The following is a 21640-nucleotide window of genomic DNA, read 5'->3' as shown; positions in this document are numbered from 1 at the left end:
TAGCTAGTGAGCGGGGCGTTCAAGAGCCCGGCTCAACCAGCCCCGTGTCATAGGCCAGCACCACTGCCTGGACCCTGTCCCGCAACCCGAGCTTCGCCAGGATCTTGCTGACATGCGTCTTGACCGTTTGCTGGGCGATGAACAGCTCCGCAGCAATTTCCTGGTTGGAGAAGCCGCGCCCCAGCAACGTCATGACCTCAAGTTCCCTGTCGGTTAGCCCATCCAGACGTTCCCTGGACAACACGGGCCTAGCGCCAGCAACGGCAAATTGCTCAATCAGCCGCTTGGTCACCGACGGGGCCAGCAGGGCTTCACCAGAGGCCACAATCCGCACTGCCGCCACCAGTTCGTCGGCGAGCGCATCCTTGAGCAAGAAGCCGCTGGCACCCAGGCGCAGGGCGTCGTAGACGTAGTCGTCAACATCGAAGGTTGTCAGCATCAGCACATGAATAGTGCTCTCAGCTTCCTGCGGTGCGCCAGCGAGTATCTGCCGGGCCGCCTCCAGGCCGTCCATGACTGGCATGCGGACATCCATCAGCACCACGTCCGGGCGGTGCTCCCGCGCCATCTCCACGGCGCGGGCACCGTTCTCGGCCTGGCCCACCACCTCAATGTCATCCTGGGCGCCAAGAAGGGCGGCGAACCCCTCCCGGACCATGGCCTGGTCATCCACAACAAGCACCCTGATACTCACAGCTGGCCGCCTCCTTTGCCTGACATTCCCGCGTTTGAGGTGCCAGCGCTCAGCGGCAGCTTGGCTGTGACGCTGAAACCGCCGCCAGCCGTGGGAACACACACCACGGAGCCGCCCACAATGGCCGCCCGTTCACGCATTCCAATGAGACCCTGGCCCACGTGCGCACCCTTGTCCAGCTGCGCCATGACGGCCCCCACGGCTGAGCTGGAGTTGACCACCGAAACGGTTAGGGTGCCATTGTGCACCGCAAAACCCACCCGGACGGTGGCGCCCGGGGCATGCCGGATGACATTGCTCAACGCTTCCTGAACAATCCTGTAGGTGGTCAGGGCAATGATCTCACCAATTTCATGATGTTCGACGTCGGACAGCGCGGGTTCGGCGATGCGCACTCCCGCAGAGCGGGCCGAGGCAAAAAGTTGTGGCAGATCGTCCAGGGTGGGTTGTGGCCCCAGCTCACGGCCAGCCTCGGCGTTCCGCAGTGAACCGAGCATGCTGCGCATCTCCGTCATGGCACGGCGTGAGTTGGCGGCAATGTCATCAAATTCCTGTTTCAGCTCATCACTCAGGCCTGCGTGACGGTAGCTGGCGGTGGTTGCCTGCACCACCACCACCGACATGCCGTGAGCCACCACGTCGTGAAGTTCGCGGGCAATGCGGGTGCGTTCCTCCGCGAGACGGCGCCGCGACTGCTCCTCCGCACTTACAGTGCGTTCGGCTGCCAGCTCCGCGCGCAGGTGCTGCCATTGCTGGGCCACCACGGCAGCCACCATGAGCCCGCCAGACACGGCAGCAAAAATGACCACATTGTTTTGCGCGCCGTCGGACTGGACCCCGCCCAGGGTCAGGTAGTTGGAAACAACACCCACCATAACGCTGGCCAGCCAGGCACCTGCCGCCACCATCCAGTGGGCGCGCAAGCCAGCCACACAGATGACAAGAACTTGTGTAACGATCGCCACCACGCTGAAGGGCATGGGCGCTGCGCCCACGGGAATGGAAACCAACGGCAGAATCGTCATCGGAATGATGGAGACCAGCACCCCGGCAACCGGCCTGGCCGCCGTGAGGCCCAGCGATGCCACGTGCAGGATTGTCAGGCCCAGTCCAAAGGGCAGCGACATGCCGTACAGGTTCATGTTCAGTGGCGCCCCCACGGCGAGCAGGGCAATGCACATGGCAGCCGTGGCCAGCCAAACCCAGCTGATCCCTTTCATGCGCCACAGATTTACTGTGCTGAACGGCGTGGATTCGTTGGTGGGGGCCACTGCGGAGGTCATCGCCTCCAACGGTGCGGGTACCCCACCGGGGTGTGTTGGGGAGTTCTTAGCCGTTTTCATGTCCGTTGACTATGGCCTCTGCTGTCAGTTCTGCTGTGGGTCCGTCTTCTTCCAGGCCCTTGAGCCCGCCGGCCGGTGAGCCATGCCACGCGCGGATCTCCCACCCTCCCGGGCTGCTGCTCGGGGTTGGCTCACCTTCCAGGATGACAATTCCTGTGTTGGAGAGGTCATGATATTTGGCATCCGACCAGTCGAGGTTGATGCCCCTGTAGCCTGCCCAGAACCGGATCATGGCACCGTGACTGACCATGGCAACAGTGCCGTCGCCGCGCAGGGTGGCCGCTTCCGCAACCACCGCATCAAAGCGTTCCAGCACTTGCCGGCCCGTTTCAGCGCCGGGCATGCGGACCTCAAGATCGCCCGTAAGCCATGATTTCAGGGTCAGGAGATACGCCTCAACGGAAGCCCTATCGCCCTTCATTTCCAAGGTGCCAGCGCTAATTTCGCGCAATCCGGTCTTGACGGTGTGGGTGAGCGTGCGCGCGGCAGCCAAGGGTGCGGCCGTCAATGCTGTGCGGGTCAGATTTGAAATGTACAGGTCGTCAATGGTTTCACCTGCCAGGGCATCCACCAGCGCCTCCGCCTGCAGCCCGCCCAAGGATGTCAGACCCGGCCCCGGCACTGCCGTGTCCAAGAGGCCCAGGACGTTGTTGGGGGTTTGGCCGTGCCTAATCAAGATCAGTCGCATGCTTCCATTCTGTCCTACTCGCCAGCATTGTGTGCCGCATTGGGTGCCAGGGCGGGGCTGGTGTCACCGGCCGTCACGGCGCCATCATCACCGCGGGGCAACGGCCTTATGTGGGATATGCTTTCACCTCGTGTCCGGGATGGAGGATCGGCATGGCAGCAGTGCGTGAACAATTGTTTGCTTCGACATTTTGGGGCATCCGCCGGCCCAAAGCTGCCCTGACCACCGGGCACTTTGTCATCCGGCTCAATGATCCGGCCCTGGCATTTGGTAGTGATTCCGCCGGCGACCTGTTGCAGTGCTACCGCCGACTCATTGCTGCAACGGAATACCTTCACGGCCCTGTCCGCGGCCATATCTATGTGTCCCTGAACTGGCAGCCGGTGGGGGATGCCATCGGGGAGCCGGTGGCAGAAACCTCAACGCCTACCGTGCACGTGTTCCTGGAGGGTGACGAACTTCCGGCACCCTCCAGCATCTTGCGGCCCCCCGCCCATGACCGGCTTGTTGAAGCTGTAACACCGGGCGCTGACTCTGCATTGCGGCAGGCCCTGCACAGCCTTGACGTCCCGGAGACCCCGCCGCCCGCGCTGCCATCAGGGGCATTCCGCATCGTTCAGCTTGGCGGCTCACACTGGACCACCGCCCCGGAACCCCCTTCAGTCATGCTGAGGAACTTGGGAGTTGAAAGGATCCTGGAACTTGCCGCCACCCTGGAATCCCTGCTCACCCGCGCCGATCCGCCCTTTTCGGGCGCCACCTTGTGGGCCTGTGAACAGTGGGATGGCGGCGGCCCGGTCGGGATGGGTGATGGCGGCGAGGCGACCATCAACATTTTTGGCCGCCGCCATGGTGGGTCCCGTAATCCGGTGGCGGAATTTGTTCTTGCGGGGGCTCTGGATCTGCCCGCAGCTGGGCCTAACGCCCACCGGCCTCCCCCGGCCCGCTCCACTAGCCCTCCACTAGCCAAGGACCCCTGTGCCGCTAGGCTGGAGGGGTGAGCCACGAACCAGCACCCCAAGACCACGCCGCCACTGACGGCACCCTCGATGACGGCCAAACCCAGCGCCTCGTAGCACTGGCCATGGACCTTGCCCGCGCCGGCGAGAGCGCCCAGCTCACGGAATTCCTGGACCATGGCTTCGACCTCAACCAGACAGATTCCGCGGGCAACACGCTCTTGATGCTCGCCGCCTACAGTGGCCAGGCCGAAACGGTGGCCCTGTTGCTGGCCAGGGGCGCCAATCCCGATCTGCGCAATGGCCGCGACCAGACCCCCGTGGCCGGCGCACTCTTCAAGGGCGAGGATGAGGTGGTTGCCCTGCTCATTGCCGCAGGGGCCGATCTCGACGCCGGAACCCCCTCGGCACGTGCCGCTGCCGCCATGTTCGGCCGCGAACACCTGCTCCCCTAGCCTGCCGAACGTACAGTTGTGGTCGATGTTGGGCCCCCGGATCGGCATCTACTGTACGTTCGGCAGGCTGCGACGAATGTTAAAGTGCGACGGCGGCACCCGCCCTTCGCTGCGAAGCGAAAGGCACGTGCCGCCGTCGTACGTGGCTGGGCCCACGCGCCCGAGGGACCCAAAACGGAGGCGCGCCAGCGGCTCCGTCTTGGGAGGGCGCGGGGACTAAGCCTTGGACGCCTGGTGGGCTTCGATGGCCTTGCGGACACCCTCACCGTAGGCCGGATCGGCCTGGGTGCAGTTGAAGATGTGGCGCTCAACGGTGGCCGCCGAGGCGCCGTCGATGGCTCGCGCGGTGTTCTCGAAGAGCACCTGGCGCTGCTCCTGCGTCATCTTTTCGCGGAACAGGATGCCTGGCTGCTCAAAGTAGTTGGCATCGTCTTCGCGGTAGTTGAAACGGTCAGCAACGGCGCCAATGGCCTGTGCCGGATCGGCGTAGGCCGGCTGCTCGGGCCAGCGGCCGTAGGAGTTCGGTTCGATGCCGGGGGTGCGGCCCTGGTTGCCATCAACACGGCCCGCACCGTCACGGTGATAGGTGTTGACGTTGTTGCGCGCCGCGTTCACCGGGATCTGATGGTGGTTCACACCGAGGCGGTAGCGCGCTGCGTCACCGTAGGAGAACAAGCGGCCCTGCAGCATGCGGTCAGGGGAGAAGCTGATGCCCGGAACTACGTTGGCCGGGGTGAAGGAGGACTGCTCAACATCGGCGTGGTAGTTCTCCGCATTGCGGTTCAACTCCCACTCGCCCACCTCGATCAGCGGGTAGTCCTTCTTGGACCAGACCTTTGTCAGGTCAAACGGGTGGTACTTGTAGGTGTCAGCATCGGCTTCGGGCATGATCTGCACCATAAGCTTCCACTTCGGGAAGTCACCGTTTTCGATGGAATCAAAGAGGTCGCGCTGGCTGGACTCGCGGTCCGCGGCAACCAGTGCACCGGCCTCGGCGTCGGTCAGGTTCTTGATGCCCTGCTGGGTGATGTGGTGGAACTTGACCCAGAAACGCTCGCCCGCGGCGTTGATCAGGGAGAAGGTGTGCGAGCCGAAGCCGTGCATGTGGCGGTAGCTGGCCGGGATGCCGCGATCGGACATGACGATCGTGATCTGGTGCAGCGCCTCGGGCAGGTTAGTCCAGAAGTCCCAGTTGTTCTCGGCATTGCGCATGTTGGTGCGGGGATCGCGCTTCACTGCACGATTCAGGTCCGGGAACTTCAGGGGATCGCGGAAGAAGAACACGGGGGTGTTGTTGCCCACCAGATCCCAGTTGCCCTCTTCGGTGTAGAACTTCAGCGAGAAGCCGCGAATGTCGCGCTCGGCGTCGGCAGCGCCGCGTTCGCCGGCCACGGTGGAGAAACGGGCAAACATTTCCGTCTTCTTGCCCACCTCGGCGAAGATGTCAGCCTTGGTGTACTTGGTGATGTCGTTGGTCACCGTGAAGGTGCCGAAGGCGCCGGAGCCCTTGGCGTGCATGCGGCGCTCGGGGATGACCTCGCGGCTGAAGTGGGCCAGCTTCTCCAGGAACCAAACATCCTGCAGGAGCATGGGGCCGCGGGGGCCAGCTGTCATGCTGTCCTGGTTGTTGGCAACCGGGGCGCCTGCGGCCGTGGTCAGCGGGGAGGTGTTTTCGATAGTCATATTTGCTATTCGCTCCTAGTGATAGTCGGATTTTGTTGATTCACAAGTCTTTTGGCTGTGCAGTCCGGACACATGCCCCAGTAGATGACCTCGGCCTCGTCAATGACGAATCCGTGGCTGTTGGAGGCATGCAAACATGGAGCTTCGCCCACGGCGCAGTCCACGTCAGCAATGTTCCCGCAGGAGCGGCACACCACGTGGTGATGGTTGTCCCCCACCCGCGTTTCAAAGCGGGCCGGAGAGCCCTGCGGTTCAATGCGGCGCACCAAGTCGGCCTCCACCAGTGCCGCCAGCACGTCGTACACGGCCTGTTTGGACACGCTGCCCAGAACAGCCCGCACGGCACCAATAATGGTGTCGGCATCGGCGTGCGGATGAGAGTTGACTGCAGCAAGAACGGCAACGCGAGGCCGGGTCACGCGCAGTGAAACTGCCCGCAACATCTCCTCCAGCGCCCGTTCTTCAACCATGGGTCCATCATGGCAGCTTTTCTGGACTCAGTCCAGTAAGGCTGGGTTAATATTGGATTAATTCCTGCACAGCCCCGATTCGGCCCGTACATATGCACCATGGCCGCGCTACCCCTGGCGCCCTCGCCGCCGTGTCCCTAGGCTCGGTCCATGAACACTTTTACGGGCATTCCAGCAACAGCAATGGAGTTCTACGCAGCACTGGAAAACAACAACAACAAGGCCTGGTGGGTGGAGCACAAGGACACGTACGACGCCGATGTGCGGCTCCCGCTGCAGGCGCTGGCGGATTCGCTAGAGTCCAGATTTGGTGCGGCCAAGCTGTTCCGGCCCTACCGGGACGTGCGGTTCGGCACGGACAAGACGCCCTACAAGACGGCGCAGGGCATGTTTCTGTCTAACCACGAGGGTGTGGGCTTTTATCTGCAGCTCAGTGCCGACGGCCTGCTGATGGGTGGCGGCTACCATTCCTTCTCCCCCGCCCAGCTGTCTCGCTACCGCGCGGCAGTGGATGCAACGGTCAGCGGAAACGCTTTGGCGGCCATCCTCGCCGGGCTTTCCGGTTCCGGTTTCAGCATTGAGGGTGAGACCCTCAAGACTGTCCCGAGGGGCTTCCCCAAGGACCACGGGCGGGCCGAGCTACTCAAACACAAGACTCTCAGCGCCTCCATGGCGTTGGGAATACCTGACTGGCTTGAAAGCGTGGACGCAGGCAAGCACGTGGCCGGCCACTGGGAGCAGCTGCGCCCCCTGGTGGATTGGGTGGTTCGCTACGCTGCCCCGTAGCTGCGGGCTATCCGGGAATACGCCTGAGGTAATAGCGCATGGGGGCATGGCGCAGCCGGGCCGGGGTAACTTTGACGGCGCAACGGAGCATCCACAGGAAGGCTTGCAATGCGCGCTCCTGCCGCTGCGTCCAGCGAAAATGGTATTGCTCCCTAACTGGTGCAGGCAGCAGCCCTACAGTGAGAAAGCGTGCCAGTGGCATGAGCGCTTTGATCCACCGGGGCGCGTTCCTGGCCGCCAGCATCTCGTTGGCCACCCCACGGATGGTCGCATCAACACGAAGCAGGTTCACGTGACTGTCCCAGTACTGGTTAAAGTCAGCCGTTGAGGCGGGCCACAACTCGGCGGGCATCCCCAATGCCGTTCCCAGCACACCGTAGTCCAGGTAGACGGCTTCGGCCTCTGCCGCAGACAGCGCTGGGAAGACCAGGCTGTAGACCTGCATGCCGGAGTCGTACAGTGTTGCAGCAACCCACAATTGCAGCCGCGGATCCCGTGCGTCGTAGGCCGGGTGAGTGCTGGCCGCCGCCGAGCTCACCCCGCTGTGTGCCCGTAGCACCTGCCGGACCACATTTGCCCGCTGCTCCTGAGTGCCGTTGGTGAGGGCGTAAATGTAGCCCAACGTCCCGTGCAGGCGACGGAGCGGATTGTTCGCGAAGTGCGAATGATGCGCAACCCCATACCCAACTCCCGGGTTGGCCAGCTGCAGCAGGATGGCCCGGCCCGCCCCCGCCAACATGACGGATTCGGGCGCTATGTTGGCAATGCCCCGCTCCTGCACCATCAGTTCTCCTTGATCCCCGTCGTCCACTGGGCGGACATTGCCGGTTCCGCACAGCCAGCCTGACACAAAAGCAGGCGTGCTGCACAAACACTTTCCAGCGACTGTACGCACCGGTAGGCTCAAAACACTTCTCTCCGCCCTTTATGGAAGGTCCGGTCATTCCCATGTCAGCTCTGTCCACTTCGCAAGCCAATGGCTCCCCCGTGGTAATTCCAGCCGGGACAACCTTTTCAAGTGCGGACATCACGTACTACCAGGGTAAGGACAACGGGAGGACCCTGGAAGATGCCATTGCGGCTGCCGATCTGGTGGTTTCCACGCCCCATGCGGGGGATGCCGTCCCCGAAGAACTCGTGGAGTTCCTGGCCCCGGAATTTACCCACCGCCTTCAATTCGACTACAGCGACCGCACCACCGGTCCCGTCTGTCAGGCCTGGGCGGCGGCGGATCCGAACATTGTTTACGTCCAGAACCCGCACCCCCGCTTGTTGCGGGATCCGAACCGGGCCAGGCCCGCCGATCTGAGGGCTCAGCTTCGGGAGGCATTTGAACGTGTCCGTGCGGCCGGCACCTGGAACAAGGTGGACCTCGGTGGCGTGGACACCATCCGTCCCGTCACCTTCTCGTTTTACCCGCTGCTCAAGGTTCCCACCAGTGACGCCGAGCTCCAGCACATGGTTGACGTCTTTGAAGAGGTGGCCCACCGCGGACTGGAAGTGTACGAGTCGACCCGCGACAGCCTGCGCGGCGCCGTGGTGGAGTCCGCAACGGCGCGTGCAGCCAGCAGCGGCATCCCGGGGCACGTGTTCACCTTGTCATTTCACGACACCATGAATCACACGACCACCCGGGAGGGGGCAGTCAATGTGGAGCGGGCCGAAGCGGACAGACTCCCGGAGGTAGTGGCCTTGTCCAACCGGGGGGACGCGAAGGGTGAGCCTCGAGGAACAGACGTTGTCACAATGGATCCGGCCATGCTCCGGATCCTCGCCGAATGCCACAGGCTGGGTTTTCAGGTCCCGGACCCAGCAGCGGTGGCCCTGAACAAGCCCTATTTGGGGAGTCAGGAGATCATCGCCTCCGGCGCCTTGTTCCGCGAATTGACGGATTCAACCTTCCGCCGTCCGGCTGGAGCCAGCCACATTGCTCTTGGCGCTGTCCAGGCGGAGTTCCTTCGGGAATACCTGCTCGGTGCTGAAGCCACTGCCGCGCTGCAGCGGCCGGGCGTCGACTGGCCCGAGGAGGACAAGGCCTGGACAGCCCACGTGGCGCGTTCCTGCAAAAACAGCTGGGACGAGTTCCGCGCCTACCTGGCGGCTCGTCCGGAGTAGTCCCCCGCCGCCGGCTAACTGAGGATCGCTCCCAGGATCGCCCCGGGAATCAGGGTGGCCACGGCAAGCACCAGCGTGGGAATGAAGAAGGAGTGATCGTAGAGTTTGGTTCCCAATTTGGTGGAACCGCTGGTATCAAAGTTTGCCGCGGCAATCTGTGAACCATTGGTGGGCAGCAGGTAGATGCCGGCAAAGGCGCCTGCCCACATTCCTGAGAGGAGGGCCGGGGCCATTCCCGCAGCCAGGCCAATGGGCACCACAGTTCTTGTAGCCGTGGATTGGCTGGTGGTGAGCACACAGACCAGGAACACGCCCAGGGCGAAGATCCAGGGGGCTTGCTGCACCAGCGCCCCCACACCTGAGGCGATCTGATCCTTGTGGGCGCTCAGGAATGTGTCCGTCAGCCAGGCCAGGCCAAAGAGCGCAATGGCTGAGACCATGCCCGCCTTGAATACTGTGGTGCCGGGAACCTCGGACACCTTGGGCTTGCAGACGAGCAGGATCAAGGTGCCGACCAGAAGCATGATGACCTCGATCATGGGGGTCATGGCCATGGGTTGACCGTCCGCATCGGCGGGCCGGAGGTCCTTCCACAGCCCAAAGACAACAATGGCGGCAACGCCCACAAAGAAGATCAACGCAGCATTACGGCCAGCCTTCGTGACGGTGACCTGAACCTCAGCAGCGTGTCCGCCGGCGCCCGGTGCTGCCAGGACCCCAGCGGCGATCTTGGCCTGGATCTCGGGATCGTTTTCAATCTCCTTGCCCAGTTTGTTGACCACGAACGCTGCAACAACTATGCCTATCAAGGCTGCCGGGAAGGTGACCTTGATGATGTCAATGAGCTCAAAATTGTAGGGCCCAACGGCCGTAAGGGTCACCATGGCTGCCATCGCGGCAGAAACGGGGCTGCAGGCCAGCGCCACACCGGTGGCAACCACTGACAGCGAAAGCGGGCGTGAGGGCCGCACCCCGTTGCGGTACGAAAGATCAGAAATTACCGGCAGGAGCGGGTACAGGATGTTGCTTGTACCGGCCCCCACAGCGAAGAGGAAGGACACCAACGGCGCTATGAAAGTGATCCGTTTGGGGTTCGCTGCAATGAGTTTCGCAGCAATGGAAACCATCCAGTCGATGCCGCCAGCCACCTGCATGGTGGCGCTGGCAACGATCACGGCCATGACAATCAGGAGGGCATCCACCGGCGGTGAGCCCACCGGAAGGCCCATGATGAACACCAGCACGGCTACACCAGCACCGCCCCACAGGCCCAAGCCAACCCCGCTGGCCCTGGTGCCCATGACGATGGCAGCCAACACCACCAGCAATTCAATGACGAACCGAACTGTCTCCATTTGGTGCCCCCAGCCGAATACCCAATTTCGTCAAAACGATACCGGATGTCCCCTAAGAAAGGGTCGGATGGGGGCAGCCAGTTTTTTGGCACACTCAGTTACAGCTGCGGCGCGCCTGTTTTCTCGGCTGCCGCGAGCGCTTCTTCGCGACGCAGACGCGAGTTCCAGTGCCCGTAGCTGAAGTAAAACACCAAGCCAATGGCAACCCAAACGGCGAAGAATACCCAGGTCAGCGTTGCCAGATTCAGCATCAGGTAAATGCACAGCACGGCTGAAAGGACGGGAATCACCGGCCCAAAGGGAACCCGGAATGCGGGCTTCAGGTCCGGGCGCTTGTGGCGAAGCACCAAAATGCCAATACTCACCATGACGAAGGCACTGAGGGTGCCAATGTTGATCATTTCGCTCAACAGTTCCACCGGCGTGAAACCAGCCAAGATGGCAACAAAAACGCCACTGAGGATTTGTGTCCGCGCGGGCGTTGCGTGGCGGTCAGAGGTCTTGCTCAATCCACGAGGCAGCAAGCCGTCGCGGCTCATGGCCATCATGACTCTGGCCAAGCCCATAAGCAGCACCATGATCACAGTGGTCAGGCCAATGAGGGAACCCAGGGAGATGATGACGACGGCCCATTCGGCACCCACCAGCGAGAACGCCGTGGACAGCGATGGATCAGCAACCTGGGCCAGATCCTTGTAGGACACCATTCCGGTGACGGCCAGGGTGACAAGGATGTACAAGACTGTCACAACTGCCAGGCCGGCAAAGATGCCGCGGGGCAGGGTCTTGGAAGGGTTCTTCACTTCTTCGGCGCTGGTGGCCACAACGTCAAAACCAATGAAGGCAAAGAACACTAGGGCCGCACCGGAGACAATGCCAACAAAGCCGTACATGGACGGGTCGGCGCCGGTCAGCAATGACAGGAACGGCTGGACCTGCCAGGAGGTGTCAGTGACAACTGCCGGCTGGGACGGCGGAACGAACGGCTGGTAATTCTCCACCTTGACGTAGAAGAAACCCACCACGATCACAAAGAGGACGATCCCAATTTTGATCAGGGTGAAGACGTTATTGATGCGGGCAGCAAGTTTGGTGCCCATGACAAGAATGAACGTGAAGACAGCAACAACAACCAGCGGCCCCCAGAACACTGTCACCGGACCCAACGCGAAGTTTGAGGGAATGTCCAGGTTCACTGCCTCAAAGAAGTTACTGAGGTAGATACCCCAGTACTTGGCAATCACCGAGGCCGCCATGAGCAATTCAAGGATCAAGTTCCAGCCAATGATCCAGGCCAGGAGTTCGCCCACTGTGGCGTAGGTAAACACGTAGGCGCTGCCGGTGACTGGAATTGCCGTAGCAAATTCGGCGTAGCACATGATGGCCAAGGCGCAGGTGATGGCCGCCAAAACGAAGGAAATGGTGACGGCCGGTCCGGCATGATGAGCCGCAGCTTTTGCGCCAACAGAGAAGATGCCCGCGCCAACGGCGACGGCAATTCCCATGATCATCAGGTCCCAAGTGGTGAGGGTTCGTTTGAGGCCGTGGCCTGGTTCGTCGGCATCTGCTAGAGAATGCTCGATCGATTTAGTTCTGAACAAGTTCATGTAAACCGCTTAATCTTCAGGTATTTTCAACTAGCCCACAGTAGCGATCACTATCAGAATAATCACTTTCACTGAACTTTGTCTCACTATTCGAGACTTTCGTACGACATGTTGTGTCATGTCGAACACGTCAGTTGGGAGGGGGGAAAAGCAGGGTTTCGCTCAAATCGGCGGCGCCAGTCGCAGCGGCCGCGAGCTCCAGGGGGTAGCCGCTCATGATGCTCATGGTTGGCACCGTCAGATCGAAACTTGCCTCCCCCTGCTGCCAGCTGGCTGCGGTGCAGATGACTTGGCCCAGCATTGCGCTCGAGGCATCCACACACTCCCAACCGTCTGGACCGCTGATGCCCAGCGGCAGCTCCACCCAATATTTGGAAATGGTGAAGGACACTGTGGCGTTGCGAAGTTCTTCCTCACTGGCATGGGTGAGGCTCACCCGGACCGTTGCAGTAGGGAAACCCCAGCGCGAAATGGTTGCCGAGGCCGAGATGTTCCCGCCTTCCCACGATGGCGTTGGGCTTGGCGACGGTGCTGGCGTTGGGCTTGGTGCTGGGGTTGGTGACGGTGCTGTTTTAGTGGGCGACGGCGGGGAGCCAGGATCCGGCGTCAAAGTCGGCCTGGGAGCGTGCGGACTTGGGCGTGGCGATGGCGCAGGCCTCGCCGTAGGGACCAACGATGCTCGCCATGTGGCTGGTGGCAGCTGGACGCCTTGGCCCACGTCATGGCCACTTCCCAGCGGCGGCCCAGCGGCCTGGCTCTCCGTGGGCTGAGGCGCGGGCTCCAAGGCCCGGACACTTGGCGCGGCCGGGAGCTGGGCAATGCCTGCGGGACTCTCCACATCCATGGATGAGGCAATGGGGGCGGGATTGCTGCCAGCATTCAGGCTGGGTTGCAACACGGCGGCGCCCACCGCAGCGGCGACCAGAAGCAGACCAATCGCAGAGGCGGCCACGGCCGCGCCAACTGGGCCGACGGCGCCCGCCACGGCACCCGTCCCCTTGCCTCCGTTGGCAGACAGCTTTCCCACGCCCAAGGCAACGCCTGAGCCGCCGATGGTGCCCTTCCCGGCAAGGCTGAAACCCAGCAGCGCGGGGAAAATGATGGACCGCATTCCCGCGCCCACGTCATTGAGATGCAGCAACGTTTCGGTGCAACGCAAACAGTCCTGCAGGTGGGCCTCGACTTTGTCTGAGCGCCTCCGCGTCAGCCCGCCACGCGCGTAGGCGCCCAGATTGCCAGCGTAGTAGCTGCACCCGGCTTCGGCAGTTGATACATGATTTTGCAGGTAGGCCTGTTTCAGGCCCTCACGTGCACGCACAGCAAGGGCGGCCACGGCATTGGCGGAGATGCCCATCATGGGGGCCATGTCCGCCGGGGTCATGCCATCCACTTCGGAGTACCAAAGCACTGCCTGCCAGCGCTCGGGTAAATCCTGGAATGACCTGCCCACAACCTCCGTCTCGAAGGCCGCCACGGCCGGGTTCTTGTGCGGTGCAGCCTCCATGACCGCTTCAAGGTCATCCGTGGGGACATTTTTTTCATCCGCGACCCGTTTGGCGGTGGCCAGGCGGCGCAGCGTTGTCAACAGGTACGCGCGGAAGAAGACGGTGGGCCCATGTCCAGCTTGGATGCTCTCCAGCACCTTGGCGAAGGCCTCCGCCACCAGATCAGAAATGTCGCTGGGATTGCGGGCGTATCCACGCGCGGTAAGCATGGCGGAGCCAACGTGGCGTTCGTACAGGCCAGCAAAGGCTTCGGTGTTGCCGGCGCGCACTTGAAGCAGCATCGCTTCATCACCGGCAGGCGTGATGCCAGTACCTTCGCCGGGTTCATCAACGTGATTCCGAGTCAACTTGTCCCCTCTACGCTGGCTGAGGCCTGCTCGCAGGAATGATTAGTCTACGTTCATGGACTGCTTTTGCACTGTGAGTGCATAAGCCGAGAATCATGACGCGACAATTGATAACTTTTTGAACAAACTTTTTTTGCCTTAACCACCAATGCCGCGGGCTGCCCATCTGTTCATCAGTGGGCCGCCCGCGACGGCAAAACGTACTTCTCCTAGAAGTCCTTACCCGTGACTCCTAGTGCGTGCGGCGAATCCGTCGAAGCAGCAGCATGGTGACACCGCCGGCCGTCAACAACCCACCAAGAAGTAAGGGCAGGAATGCCGTGGCTCCGGTCTGCGCCAAGTCCTTGTCCGCCACGGCTGTTGCCGCGCTCCCTGTCGGGCCGCCCGCTGTTCCGGTTGTTGCGGCCTTGCTCGTTGCGGCAGGCGTGGTGGGCTTGGTCGTAGCCGTCGCGTTCTGGGTCGGCGTCGCACTCGGGGATACGCTCGCCGACGTGGTGGGCTTGGGTGTGACGATGTGGGTGGTGGTGCAGGGCTTCTCGTCAACACATTCAGCGGGCGGAACCTTACCCGACCCCGTGACCGAGTTGGTTAGGGTTGCTCCGAAGACATCGTCATTGACTGTGACCTGATATTTCAGGGTTGCCGTGGTGCCCTTGGCCAGGCTGAACGGCCCCGCAGTCAGCACCTTGGCAGTGGGGTCAGCCACGTTGCTTGGGGAACCACCGGCTACTGTGAGTTTTGCTGAGCCGGCAACAAATGAGGCAGCCTTGAAGACGCCGGTAAGGTCGTCACGGAAGGAAATGCCATCCACGGTTCCCTCACCGGTGTTGCGTGCCTCAACCGTGTAATTGATGGTGTCACCCGGGCTGACCAAGCCCTGCGTATCAGAGGTCTTGGCCATGGTCCATGCCATGACGGGGGCCTTGTTCGTCACTGTGCAGGAGGTGACGGTGCCGGCCACTGCGGTGACCTCGAAGCCAACGTTGCCGGCGTCGTTAGTATTTGCCACGGCCAGCGGCGCACCGTCACGGGTGCACACGGCGTTGTAGCCGCCGTTTTGCACCACCGTGTAGCCCGGCTGCTGCCGTTCCTTGATGGTCACGGTGACAGGCTGTTTGGCTTGAAAGTCCAAGGCAATGCCGGCCTGGCCGTTGGCGCCGGTGGTCAGCACGGATGCGGCGGCATTGGCGGGTGTGGCATCGAACTTCCAGCCTTCGCCGGGTGTGGTGTTCGTGGAGCCGAAGGCCTCAACGGCCTTGTTCACGTTCAAGGTGCCAGTGCATCCTGCTGTGGCGATGTCCTTCAGGATTTTCGCCAAGTCGTCATAGTTGGTGGTGAAGTAGTCGGATCCCTCATTCGGGCCGGAGATCTGGGCCAGCCGGGCAGCATCGGCACCCTTTACTCCCACACCAATGACCCGCGTCCCGGCGTCCTTGAGCCGGTTGGCCTCGGGGATGGCAGCATCCAGGGAGGATATGACGTTGCTGTCGCCGCCTTGGCCCGTGCCACCATTCCCGCTGGCACCGTTTTGTTCTTCATTGAGCGGGGTTTGACCAAAGAAGGTGGGAAGTCCGTCGGTAAAGAAGATCACGCCGTCGTAGCCGTCGGTGGGGACAATGTTCAGGCCCTGCTGCCAGTTGGTGCCGCCGAACCAGGCCTGGGAATCGCCGGGCCGGACGAGCCCGTCGATGCTCGCCTTCACGCTGTCTGTTCCCTGCCCGGTGGCCAGGGAGGTTGGCGCCAACTGCTGCGTTGCGAAGGTGGCAAAGCTGTAGACGCCCAGGGTAGTACCTGTACCTTGCAGTGCAGCAACGGCTGCGGTGCTTGCCGACTTGACGCCCTTGACGTCGTCATTGGTCATGGACGACGACATGTCAAAGACCATGGCCAGATTCAGGCCGCAACGTTGCGGAAGTTCGGGGTTGGGAGACACGGCTGGCGCTGCCTCGGCGGAAATGTTGGCGGGAGCGGCCGTGGTGCTGGCCAATGCGGGCAATGCGCTTGCCACCATGGTTCCGGCCACTGCAATGGCAGCCACCGCACCGGCAACTTTGTGCCCCCGCCAAAGGGTTTTTCTCGTCATGAGTAGCAATCAACTTTCACCTTGACGCCAACCGGGAATTCGGCTGGTCATAGGGTGAGAGTGCTGCCGCCACTGTTTATGACGAGAAAATCCGTCAAATGTGAACTAGTTCATATTTGACGGATTCTCGGGCACATCAGAATTGCGGAGTATCTACCTACTTGGAGATGTTCACCATCTCGTCGCGGTCAACCACCTTAACGCGCTCGCGCTGCACGGGACCGGCCTCCGAGGCGGCCGCGCCCAACTGTTTTTCATGGGCATCGAGCTTGTTCCAGCCTTCCCAGGTGGTGTAGTCCACCCCGCGAGCTTCCAGCAGCTGGACAATCTCATCCTCGCCCGGGCGCTGGGCTTGGGGAAGGGTGAGGCGGTCCTCGAGAAGGCAGCCAATGGTTTCCAAGGCATCTCCCTTGGTGTGCCCAATCAGGCCCACGGGCCCCCGCTTGATCCAGCCGGTGGCGTAGATGCCGGGAATCTGGGTTCCGTCGGCACCCAACACCCGTCCGCCGTCGTTCGGGATAACACCCTTGCGGGCATCGAAATCGACCTCGGGCAGCTCCGAGCCCAGATACCCCACGGCCCTGTAGACGGCCTGGACCGGGTAGTCCAGCATCTCGCCGGTGCCGCGGACGTTGCCCGTGCCGTCGAGCTCATTGCGCTCAAAACGGATCCCGGACACGCGCCCGTCCGTGCCAACGATCTCCACGGGTGTGTGCAGGAAGTGCAAGTGCAGACGGCGCGACGCCGGAACACGGTTTTCGTCGTGGTCTTCCGCGAGCCAGTTGGTCAAGGTGTTGACCATGGTCTTGATCTGGTTGTTGCTCTTGATGGCTGCGTCGGATGCCTCATCGAAGTCAAAGTCCTCTTCATAGAGGACAATGTCCACGTCGCGGGAGTGGCTGAGTTCGCGCAGTTCCAACGGGGTGAATTTGACCTGTGCAGGACCGCGGCGGCCAAAAATGTGGACATCCGTCACGGGCGATTCCACCAGACCGGCGTAGACGTTCTCCGGGATTTCGGTCACCAGCATGTCTTCGGCGTGCTTGGAGAGCACCCGGGCCACATCCAGGGCCACGTTGCCGTTGCCAATGACGGCGATTTCCTTGGCCTCCAGCGGCCACGTGCGCGGCACATCGGGGTGGCCATCGTACCAAGAGACAAAATCGGCGCCACCGTAGGAGCCGTGAAGGTCAACACCAGGGATGTCCAGGACAGCGTCCTTGGTGGCACCCGTGGCGAAGATGACCGCGTCGTAGCAGGACTGCAGATCACTCAGGAGCAGATCCCGTCCGTAGGTGACGTTGCCAAAGAACCGGATGTCTCCCCTGTCCAGCACCTTGTGCAGGGCGTTCACGATCCCCTTGATGCGGGGGTGGTCCGGGGCAACGCCATAGCGGATCAGGCCATAGGGTGCCGGCTGCGATTCAAAGATGTCGATGCTGACCTGAACATCGCCACCAGCCACTTCCTGAGACTTGGTCAAGATATCTGCCGCATAAACGCCCGCCGGGCCGGAGCCAATGATGGCGACACGGAATGGGCGGGTGGCGCTTGAATTAGCCAAGAAAGAAGTCCTTCCGAACTGTGAATCGCAACATCTAGAGATACAAAGGTTACGCACGGAAGCGCTAATTAAGCGCCGCGTTCATAGTCTAATTGCCAAGCTGCGGGACCGGTAAGGGCCGCCGAATGAAAGTGACTAAACCCTCACCGTACGGGAGGGCCGGTCCCCTCAGCGCGAGCGCTAGCTGTGGCGAGCCCTTCCGCGCCTGATTCCGCCGGTGACGACAAGTCCCGCGGCAAGGATTATTGACCCCGCGGCTGCCGTAACCAGGACTGTGGAGCCTGTCGTGGGGAGCTTCCCCGTGCCGGCCCCTGCAGCCGAGGCTGCCCCCGCCGGGCTGTTTGCCCCCGATTCTGTTGCACCCCGGGTTGTGGGCGGTTGAGCGGTTTCTGCCGGAATTGTGGGCGCGGATGATGTTGCTGCCGGCGTTGTCTCCGCCGGTGGCGTTGTGGAGGGAACAGTGGTTTCCGGAATAGTGGTTGCCGGCGCTGTGGTTGCCGGCGCTGTGGTTGCGGGCGCGGGGGTTGTGGGCGCGGGGGTTGTGGGCGGAGCCTCGGCAACCACTATCAAGGGCAGGGTCTTGGATGCTGTGACTGGCGTGGCTGCTGAATCTGTAACGGTAACGACCGGCATGAAGGCGCCTCCCGCGGCGGGGGTGCCGCTGATGGCGCCCGTGAGCGCGTCGATAGCCAACCCGCTTGGAAAGCCCGTGCCGGAATACTTGTACGGCGGCGTCCCGTTGATGCTCGCCACGGTGCCTTCGTAGCGTTGTCCCGCAGCGGCATCGGCCAAGTCCTCGGCCAGCAAAGTCAATGGCTGGCCCTCAATGCTCACGGTCCCGTTGCTGGTCAGGGATACAGACGCATCCACGGCTGTGGCTGCGTCAGCAAAAACCACCAGTGACCACGTGTGGGCGTCCGTTGAATCCGCCGAGGCTGGGGCGCTCCAATGGATCGAGGCGCTGTCACCGGCAGCAGCACCAACAGTGCGTTTGAGGCAGCGCGCAACTGTATTGGTGGGTGTGAAGGAACCGTCGTAGAGCGCCGCCACCAGCTCGCCATTTTGAGCCGTCACAGCAGCCCTGAAGCTTCCGGTCCCCGAGGTGGTGGTGCGGAACGTGACCACGCTGTAGCTGCGGGAAAGCCCGCTGGGATAGCACCCTGAATTCGCCAGCGGTTGGTTGACTTGTGGGCCCGCCTCGATGCGAACGGCAACTTCAGCGGACACTGAGGCCTGGGCAGTCCCGGCCACCATCACACTCCCACTGACCATCAGAAAAGCCACGGCACAAGCGGCCAGCACAGACTTAGCTCCACGCCACTGCCTCATTGATGACTCCCCTAAAAGTGCTTGATGGTGCAACTCTGACGGCTGCACGCAGTCCGGTCTCGTCACATTTCATGCATTCCTGCACCACCGAGACAGCGGATGTGTATTCTGAGTCACATTAGTTCAGTTTCATCGTCAGCGATTGATTGTTACAGGAGATCCCACATGGCACGTCAAACCTCCAGACCTTCCTCGTCGTTGGGCCGGCGCGGCCTCCTGGCCGGTGCAGGCGTTGCTGGTTTGGGCGCCCTGGCCGGGGTGGCCCTCTCGCCCGCCGCACAGGCCGCCACTGGGGCGACCGCGCTTCCCGTGCTGAGCCCGGGCGATGACTGGGCGGTTGTGCTGGCCGCGACTCCGCAGGTCCAACTGGTGGCAGGCGCCCCCTACACCTTGGCAGCCACGGTTGATTTGCCCAACAACACCCTGATTGAGGGAAACGGCGCCATCATCACCGTGGCAACGGAGAACATGACAGCCTTCACGGCAACGTCAAAGATGGGCATCACCATTCGCGGACTGACCCTTCAGGGCCGCACTCAGGATCCGCTGAACCAGCCCGCAAACTTCGCACACACGGCCATCAAGCTGACCCGCTGCACAAGCTTCCGCATCACTGACTGTGACTTCAACTTCTGGCTCGGCGCCGGCGTGGTGGTTACAGGTTCCACGGGCGATGACTACTTCTCCTACCGCGGACACATCCAGGGCAACACCTTTGTCAGGTGCTACTTTGGTGTCTCCTTCACCGACCGTGCCGAGTACTGCTCGCTGTCCGAGAACATCTTCACAGCAAACCGCCTAGCGATTTGGAACAGCTGTGGCAACTTGACTGTCACATCAAACGTTGTGGTGAACTGCTACGGCGCCTACTACGCATACGCAAAAACCAGCCCTTACGGCAGCCAGACCTCGGACAACTGGAATCATGGCGCAGTCTCCGGCAACACCTTCAACCACAGCAACGGCAGCGGCGGTCCGCGCTGGACCAGCAATGCAGCATTCCCCGTTGGCGGCACAAGCGCCGATCCCGGGGCAGGCGTTGTAGTCGATGGGCTGTTGCCTCCCACCTTCAGCGGCAACACCCTGTGGTACACCAACATCAAGGCAAACAACCATGGCGCCAATCAGTGGCTGCTGACCGGCTGCGCACTCTCCAACCTCTCCATCACAGCCACCGGAACCAATCCCATCAAGATTTTGGGATTCCAATCCAATGGCGCCAATAACGCCCCGGTACTGAGCGGTAACGTCCAGCACGTGTTCTAAACCCTGTACGGGAGCCGCTTGCCGTCCACTCGATTCGAAGTGGACGTGGATTTTATTTCGCATCGGTGTTGTTATGGGGATTGTGAGCGTTAAAGAACCCCAAATCAACAATCCTACGAAGAATCGGCTGAAGTACGGCAAGCCTGCACGCTCGGAAGCAGCAACCGGCGTCCTTTATGGTGTGGGGGCCTATGGGCTGTGGGGTTTGCTGCCCATCTACTTCTTGTTGCTCATGCCCGCCAACAGCATCGAGATCGTGGCAAACCGCGTGGTGTGGTCGCTTTTCTTTTGCGCCCTTGTCATCACCGTAAGCCGTGGCTGGGGAAAAGTACGTGTTGCGCTGAAGAATCGCCGCATCATGGGAACCTTGACGGTTGCCGGCTTCCTCATCGTGATCAATTGGCTCACCTACGTGTTCGCCGTGACCACAGGCAGCGCCATTGAGGCTTCCCTGGGCTACTTCATCAACCCACTGGTCTCCGTACTGATTGGCGTGTTGGTCCTCAAGGAAAAGCTCCGACCGCTGCAGTGGACAGCTGTGGGAGTGGGCTTCGTTGCTGTTGTGGTGCTGACCTTCAGCTACGGCAAACTCCCCTGGATTGCTCTGGTACTAGCCTTCAGCTTTGGCAGCTACGGATTTGTGAAGAACCGTATGGGTGGCAAGGTTGATGCCATCACCAGCCTCAGCATAGAAACGGCGGTGCTGGCCCCCTTCGCCCTCGCCACCATGGCTGTGCTGACCGTTCTGGGACAGGCCACCTTGACGGGGTTCGGCCCTGGCCACTTCTGGCTGCTTGCGGCCTCCGGCATCATCACGGCTGTGCCGCTGCTGTTGTTTGGCGCATCCGCGAGCAGGTTGTCCATGACGGGCATTGGCCTGCTGCAGTTCATGACGCCGGTCATCCAGTTCATTGTTGCGCTGACCATTTTTGGCGAACATATGAGCTTGGAACGCTGGATCGGATTTTCCATTGTCTGGGTTGCCTTGATCATCCTGGTGGTGGACATGCTGGCCAACTACCGCCGCACGTCCCGGTTGCGGAAGGTGGCCGCGCTCTAGCTTTTTGTGGAGCAGGGCATGATGGGCGGCACCAGCATTAACCTAGCCTGCGCCCCCGCCAGACGCCTATCTACCGCGCAGGTTTCTGCAGCTGAGCCGCCGGGCTGCCGAGTTCGGCATCACGGGTCGCACCCCCCGCCAGCGCTGGCTTGGGACTGGACGCAGCCTGCATCGAGCCCACGGACCATGCACTGGTGCCTCTCGATGAGACCTTGCGGACCACGGCCGGGGGAGCTCTCGACGGCGTGTGGAAGGCAGTTGTGGGGGGGGGGGGAGAAGAAAAAACGAGGGGGAACAGCCCCGGGCCACAAAACCAAAATAGGGAGAGAGA

At 61.9% G+C, this 21640-nt stretch carries 18 protein-coding genes; 6 read left to right on the top strand and 12 right to left on the bottom strand.

Annotation, left to right across the window (positions count from 1 at the left end; all coding sequences use genetic code 11):
- Positions 1 to 19 precede the first annotated feature (19 nt).
- From ACX80Q_RS00090 to ACX80Q_RS00080, 3 genes are read right to left on the bottom strand one after another with little or no spacing between them, the layout of a single operon-like run.
- Complete coding sequence (locus ACX80Q_RS00090) at positions 20 to 694, bottom strand: response regulator (protein ID WP_459328502.1); 675 nt, start codon at positions 692 to 694, stop codon at positions 20 to 22.
- A complete protein-coding gene (locus tag ACX80Q_RS00085; protein ID WP_459328501.1) occupies positions 691 to 2037 on the bottom strand; it encodes a sensor histidine kinase in 1347 nt (448 codons plus the stop codon). Before ACX80Q_RS00085 ends, ACX80Q_RS00090 begins: the two co-directional genes overlap by 4 nt.
- Positions 2024 to 2725 (bottom strand): histidine phosphatase family protein, encoded by a 702-nt coding sequence (locus tag ACX80Q_RS00080; RefSeq protein ID WP_459328500.1) that lies wholly within the window; start codon positions 2723 to 2725, stop codon positions 2024 to 2026. The genes ACX80Q_RS00085 and ACX80Q_RS00080 overlap by 14 nt, the downstream gene beginning before the upstream one ends.
- A gap of 152 nt (positions 2726 to 2877) precedes the next feature.
- Here ACX80Q_RS00080 and ACX80Q_RS00075 point away from each other — a divergent pair, with 152 nt between their 5' ends.
- Both ACX80Q_RS00075 and ACX80Q_RS00070 read left to right on the top strand, forming a co-directional pair.
- On the top strand, positions 2878 to 3726 hold the full coding sequence (locus ACX80Q_RS00075; RefSeq protein ID WP_459328499.1) for a hypothetical protein: 849 nt from the start codon (positions 2878 to 2880) through the stop codon (positions 3724 to 3726).
- Between the two features lie 83 nt (positions 3727 to 3809).
- Positions 3810 to 4139, top strand: coding sequence for an ankyrin repeat domain-containing protein (locus tag ACX80Q_RS00070; RefSeq protein WP_459328709.1), 330 nt, complete (start codon positions 3810 to 3812; stop codon positions 4137 to 4139).
- A gap of 216 nt (positions 4140 to 4355) precedes the next feature.
- On the opposite strand, the gene ACX80Q_RS00065 is transcribed toward ACX80Q_RS00070, so the two are convergent.
- Both ACX80Q_RS00065 and ACX80Q_RS00060 read right to left on the bottom strand, forming a co-directional pair.
- A complete protein-coding gene (locus ACX80Q_RS00065; protein WP_459328498.1) occupies positions 4356 to 5822 on the bottom strand; it encodes a catalase in 1467 nt (488 codons plus the stop codon).
- Between the two features lie 5 nt (positions 5823 to 5827).
- Positions 5828 to 6292, bottom strand: coding sequence for a Fur family transcriptional regulator (locus ACX80Q_RS00060; protein ID WP_459328497.1), 465 nt, complete (start codon positions 6290 to 6292; stop codon positions 5828 to 5830).
- Between the two features lie 150 nt (positions 6293 to 6442).
- Between ACX80Q_RS00060 and ACX80Q_RS00055 the strand changes: the two genes are divergently transcribed.
- Positions 6443 to 7078 (top strand): DUF2461 domain-containing protein, encoded by a 636-nt coding sequence (locus tag ACX80Q_RS00055; RefSeq protein ID WP_459328496.1) that lies wholly within the window; start codon positions 6443 to 6445, stop codon positions 7076 to 7078.
- A gap of 7 nt (positions 7079 to 7085) precedes the next feature.
- On the opposite strand, the gene ACX80Q_RS00050 is transcribed toward ACX80Q_RS00055, so the two are convergent.
- The gene (locus ACX80Q_RS00050) at positions 7086 to 7862 is read right to left on the bottom strand and encodes an oxygenase MpaB family protein (protein ID WP_459328495.1); all 777 of its coding nucleotides are present in this window, start codon (positions 7860 to 7862) and stop codon (positions 7086 to 7088) included.
- Between the two features lie 164 nt (positions 7863 to 8026).
- Between ACX80Q_RS00050 and ACX80Q_RS00045 the strand changes: the two genes are divergently transcribed.
- Positions 8027 to 9193, top strand: a complete 1167-nt coding sequence (locus ACX80Q_RS00045; RefSeq protein WP_459328494.1) for an N-formylglutamate amidohydrolase — start codon at positions 8027 to 8029, stop codon at positions 9191 to 9193.
- 14 nt (positions 9194 to 9207) lie between these two features.
- Here the strand turns inward: ACX80Q_RS00045 and ACX80Q_RS00040 are convergent, their stop codons facing one another.
- The 6 genes from ACX80Q_RS00040 to ACX80Q_RS00015 all read right to left on the bottom strand — a co-directional run bounded on the left by ACX80Q_RS00040 (position 9208) and on the right by ACX80Q_RS00015 (position 18926).
- A complete protein-coding gene (locus ACX80Q_RS00040; RefSeq protein ID WP_459328493.1) occupies positions 9208 to 10548 on the bottom strand; it encodes an anaerobic C4-dicarboxylate transporter family protein in 1341 nt (446 codons plus the stop codon).
- 98 nt (positions 10549 to 10646) lie between these two features.
- The gene (locus ACX80Q_RS00035) at positions 10647 to 12155 is read right to left on the bottom strand and encodes an amino acid permease (protein WP_459328492.1); all 1509 of its coding nucleotides are present in this window, start codon (positions 12153 to 12155) and stop codon (positions 10647 to 10649) included.
- 130 nt (positions 12156 to 12285) lie between these two features.
- Complete coding sequence (locus ACX80Q_RS00030; protein ID WP_459328491.1) at positions 12286 to 14007, bottom strand: sigma-70 family RNA polymerase sigma factor; 1722 nt, start codon at positions 14005 to 14007, stop codon at positions 12286 to 12288.
- A gap of 232 nt (positions 14008 to 14239) precedes the next feature.
- On the bottom strand, positions 14240 to 16090 hold the full coding sequence (locus ACX80Q_RS00025; protein ID WP_459328490.1) for a DUF7927 domain-containing protein: 1851 nt from the start codon (positions 16088 to 16090) through the stop codon (positions 14240 to 14242).
- 157 nt (positions 16091 to 16247) lie between these two features.
- Positions 16248 to 17654: an FAD-dependent oxidoreductase gene (locus ACX80Q_RS00020; RefSeq protein WP_459328489.1), complete on the bottom strand. Its 1407-nt coding sequence runs from the start codon at positions 17652 to 17654 to the stop codon at positions 16248 to 16250.
- Positions 17655 to 17834: 180 nt separating this feature from the next.
- Positions 17835 to 18926 (bottom strand): putative Ig domain-containing protein, encoded by a 1092-nt coding sequence (locus ACX80Q_RS00015; protein WP_459328488.1) that lies wholly within the window; start codon positions 18924 to 18926, stop codon positions 17835 to 17837.
- Positions 18927 to 19148: 222 nt separating this feature from the next.
- Between ACX80Q_RS00015 and ACX80Q_RS00010 the strand changes: the two genes are divergently transcribed.
- Both ACX80Q_RS00010 and rarD read left to right on the top strand, forming a co-directional pair.
- On the top strand, positions 19149 to 20249 hold the full coding sequence (locus ACX80Q_RS00010) for a hypothetical protein (protein ID WP_459328487.1): 1101 nt from the start codon (positions 19149 to 19151) through the stop codon (positions 20247 to 20249).
- 73 nt (positions 20250 to 20322) lie between these two features.
- Positions 20323 to 21309 (top strand): EamA family transporter RarD, encoded by a 987-nt coding sequence (rarD, locus tag ACX80Q_RS00005; protein WP_459328486.1) that lies wholly within the window; start codon positions 20323 to 20325, stop codon positions 21307 to 21309.
- Positions 21310 to 21640 lie beyond the last annotated feature (331 nt).

Source organism: Arthrobacter sp. HLT1-20 (genome assembly GCF_054510895.1).
Note: the sequence above shows the minus strand (reverse complement) of the source record. Positions and strands in the feature narration are given on the sequence as shown.

Coding starts and splice junctions, on each gene's coding strand:
- ACX80Q_RS00085 (WP_459328501.1), bottom strand. CDS start 2,037: ATGAAAACGGCTAAGAACTCCCCAACACACCCCGGTGGGGTACCCGCA.
- ACX80Q_RS00080 (WP_459328500.1), bottom strand. CDS start 2,725: ATGCGACTGATCTTGATTAGGCACGGCCAAACCCCCAACAACGTCCTG.
- ACX80Q_RS00075 (WP_459328499.1), top strand. CDS start 2,878: ATGGCAGCAGTGCGTGAACAATTGTTTGCTTCGACATTTTGGGGCATC.
- ACX80Q_RS00070 (WP_459328709.1), top strand. CDS start 3,810: ATGGACCTTGCCCGCGCCGGCGAGAGCGCCCAGCTCACGGAATTCCTG.
- ACX80Q_RS00065 (WP_459328498.1), bottom strand. CDS start 5,822: ATGACTATCGAAAACACCTCCCCGCTGACCACGGCCGCAGGCGCCCCG.
- ACX80Q_RS00060 (WP_459328497.1), bottom strand. CDS start 6,292: ATGGTTGAAGAACGGGCGCTGGAGGAGATGTTGCGGGCAGTTTCACTG.
- ACX80Q_RS00055 (WP_459328496.1), top strand. CDS start 6,443: ATGAACACTTTTACGGGCATTCCAGCAACAGCAATGGAGTTCTACGCA.
- ACX80Q_RS00050 (WP_459328495.1), bottom strand. CDS start 7,862: ATGGTGCAGGAGCGGGGCATTGCCAACATAGCGCCCGAATCCGTCATG.
- ACX80Q_RS00045 (WP_459328494.1), top strand. CDS start 8,027: ATGTCAGCTCTGTCCACTTCGCAAGCCAATGGCTCCCCCGTGGTAATT.
- ACX80Q_RS00040 (WP_459328493.1), bottom strand. CDS start 10,548: ATGGAGACAGTTCGGTTCGTCATTGAATTGCTGGTGGTGTTGGCTGCC.
- ACX80Q_RS00035 (WP_459328492.1), bottom strand. CDS start 12,155: ATGAACTTGTTCAGAACTAAATCGATCGAGCATTCTCTAGCAGATGCC.
- ACX80Q_RS00025 (WP_459328490.1), bottom strand. CDS start 16,090: ATGACGAGAAAAACCCTTTGGCGGGGGCACAAAGTTGCCGGTGCGGTG.
- ACX80Q_RS00015 (WP_459328488.1), bottom strand. CDS start 18,926: ATGGTCAGTGGGAGTGTGATGGTGGCCGGGACTGCCCAGGCCTCAGTG.
- ACX80Q_RS00010 (WP_459328487.1), top strand. CDS start 19,149: ATGGCACGTCAAACCTCCAGACCTTCCTCGTCGTTGGGCCGGCGCGGC.
- rarD (WP_459328486.1), top strand. CDS start 20,323: ATGGGGATTGTGAGCGTTAAAGAACCCCAAATCAACAATCCTACGAAG.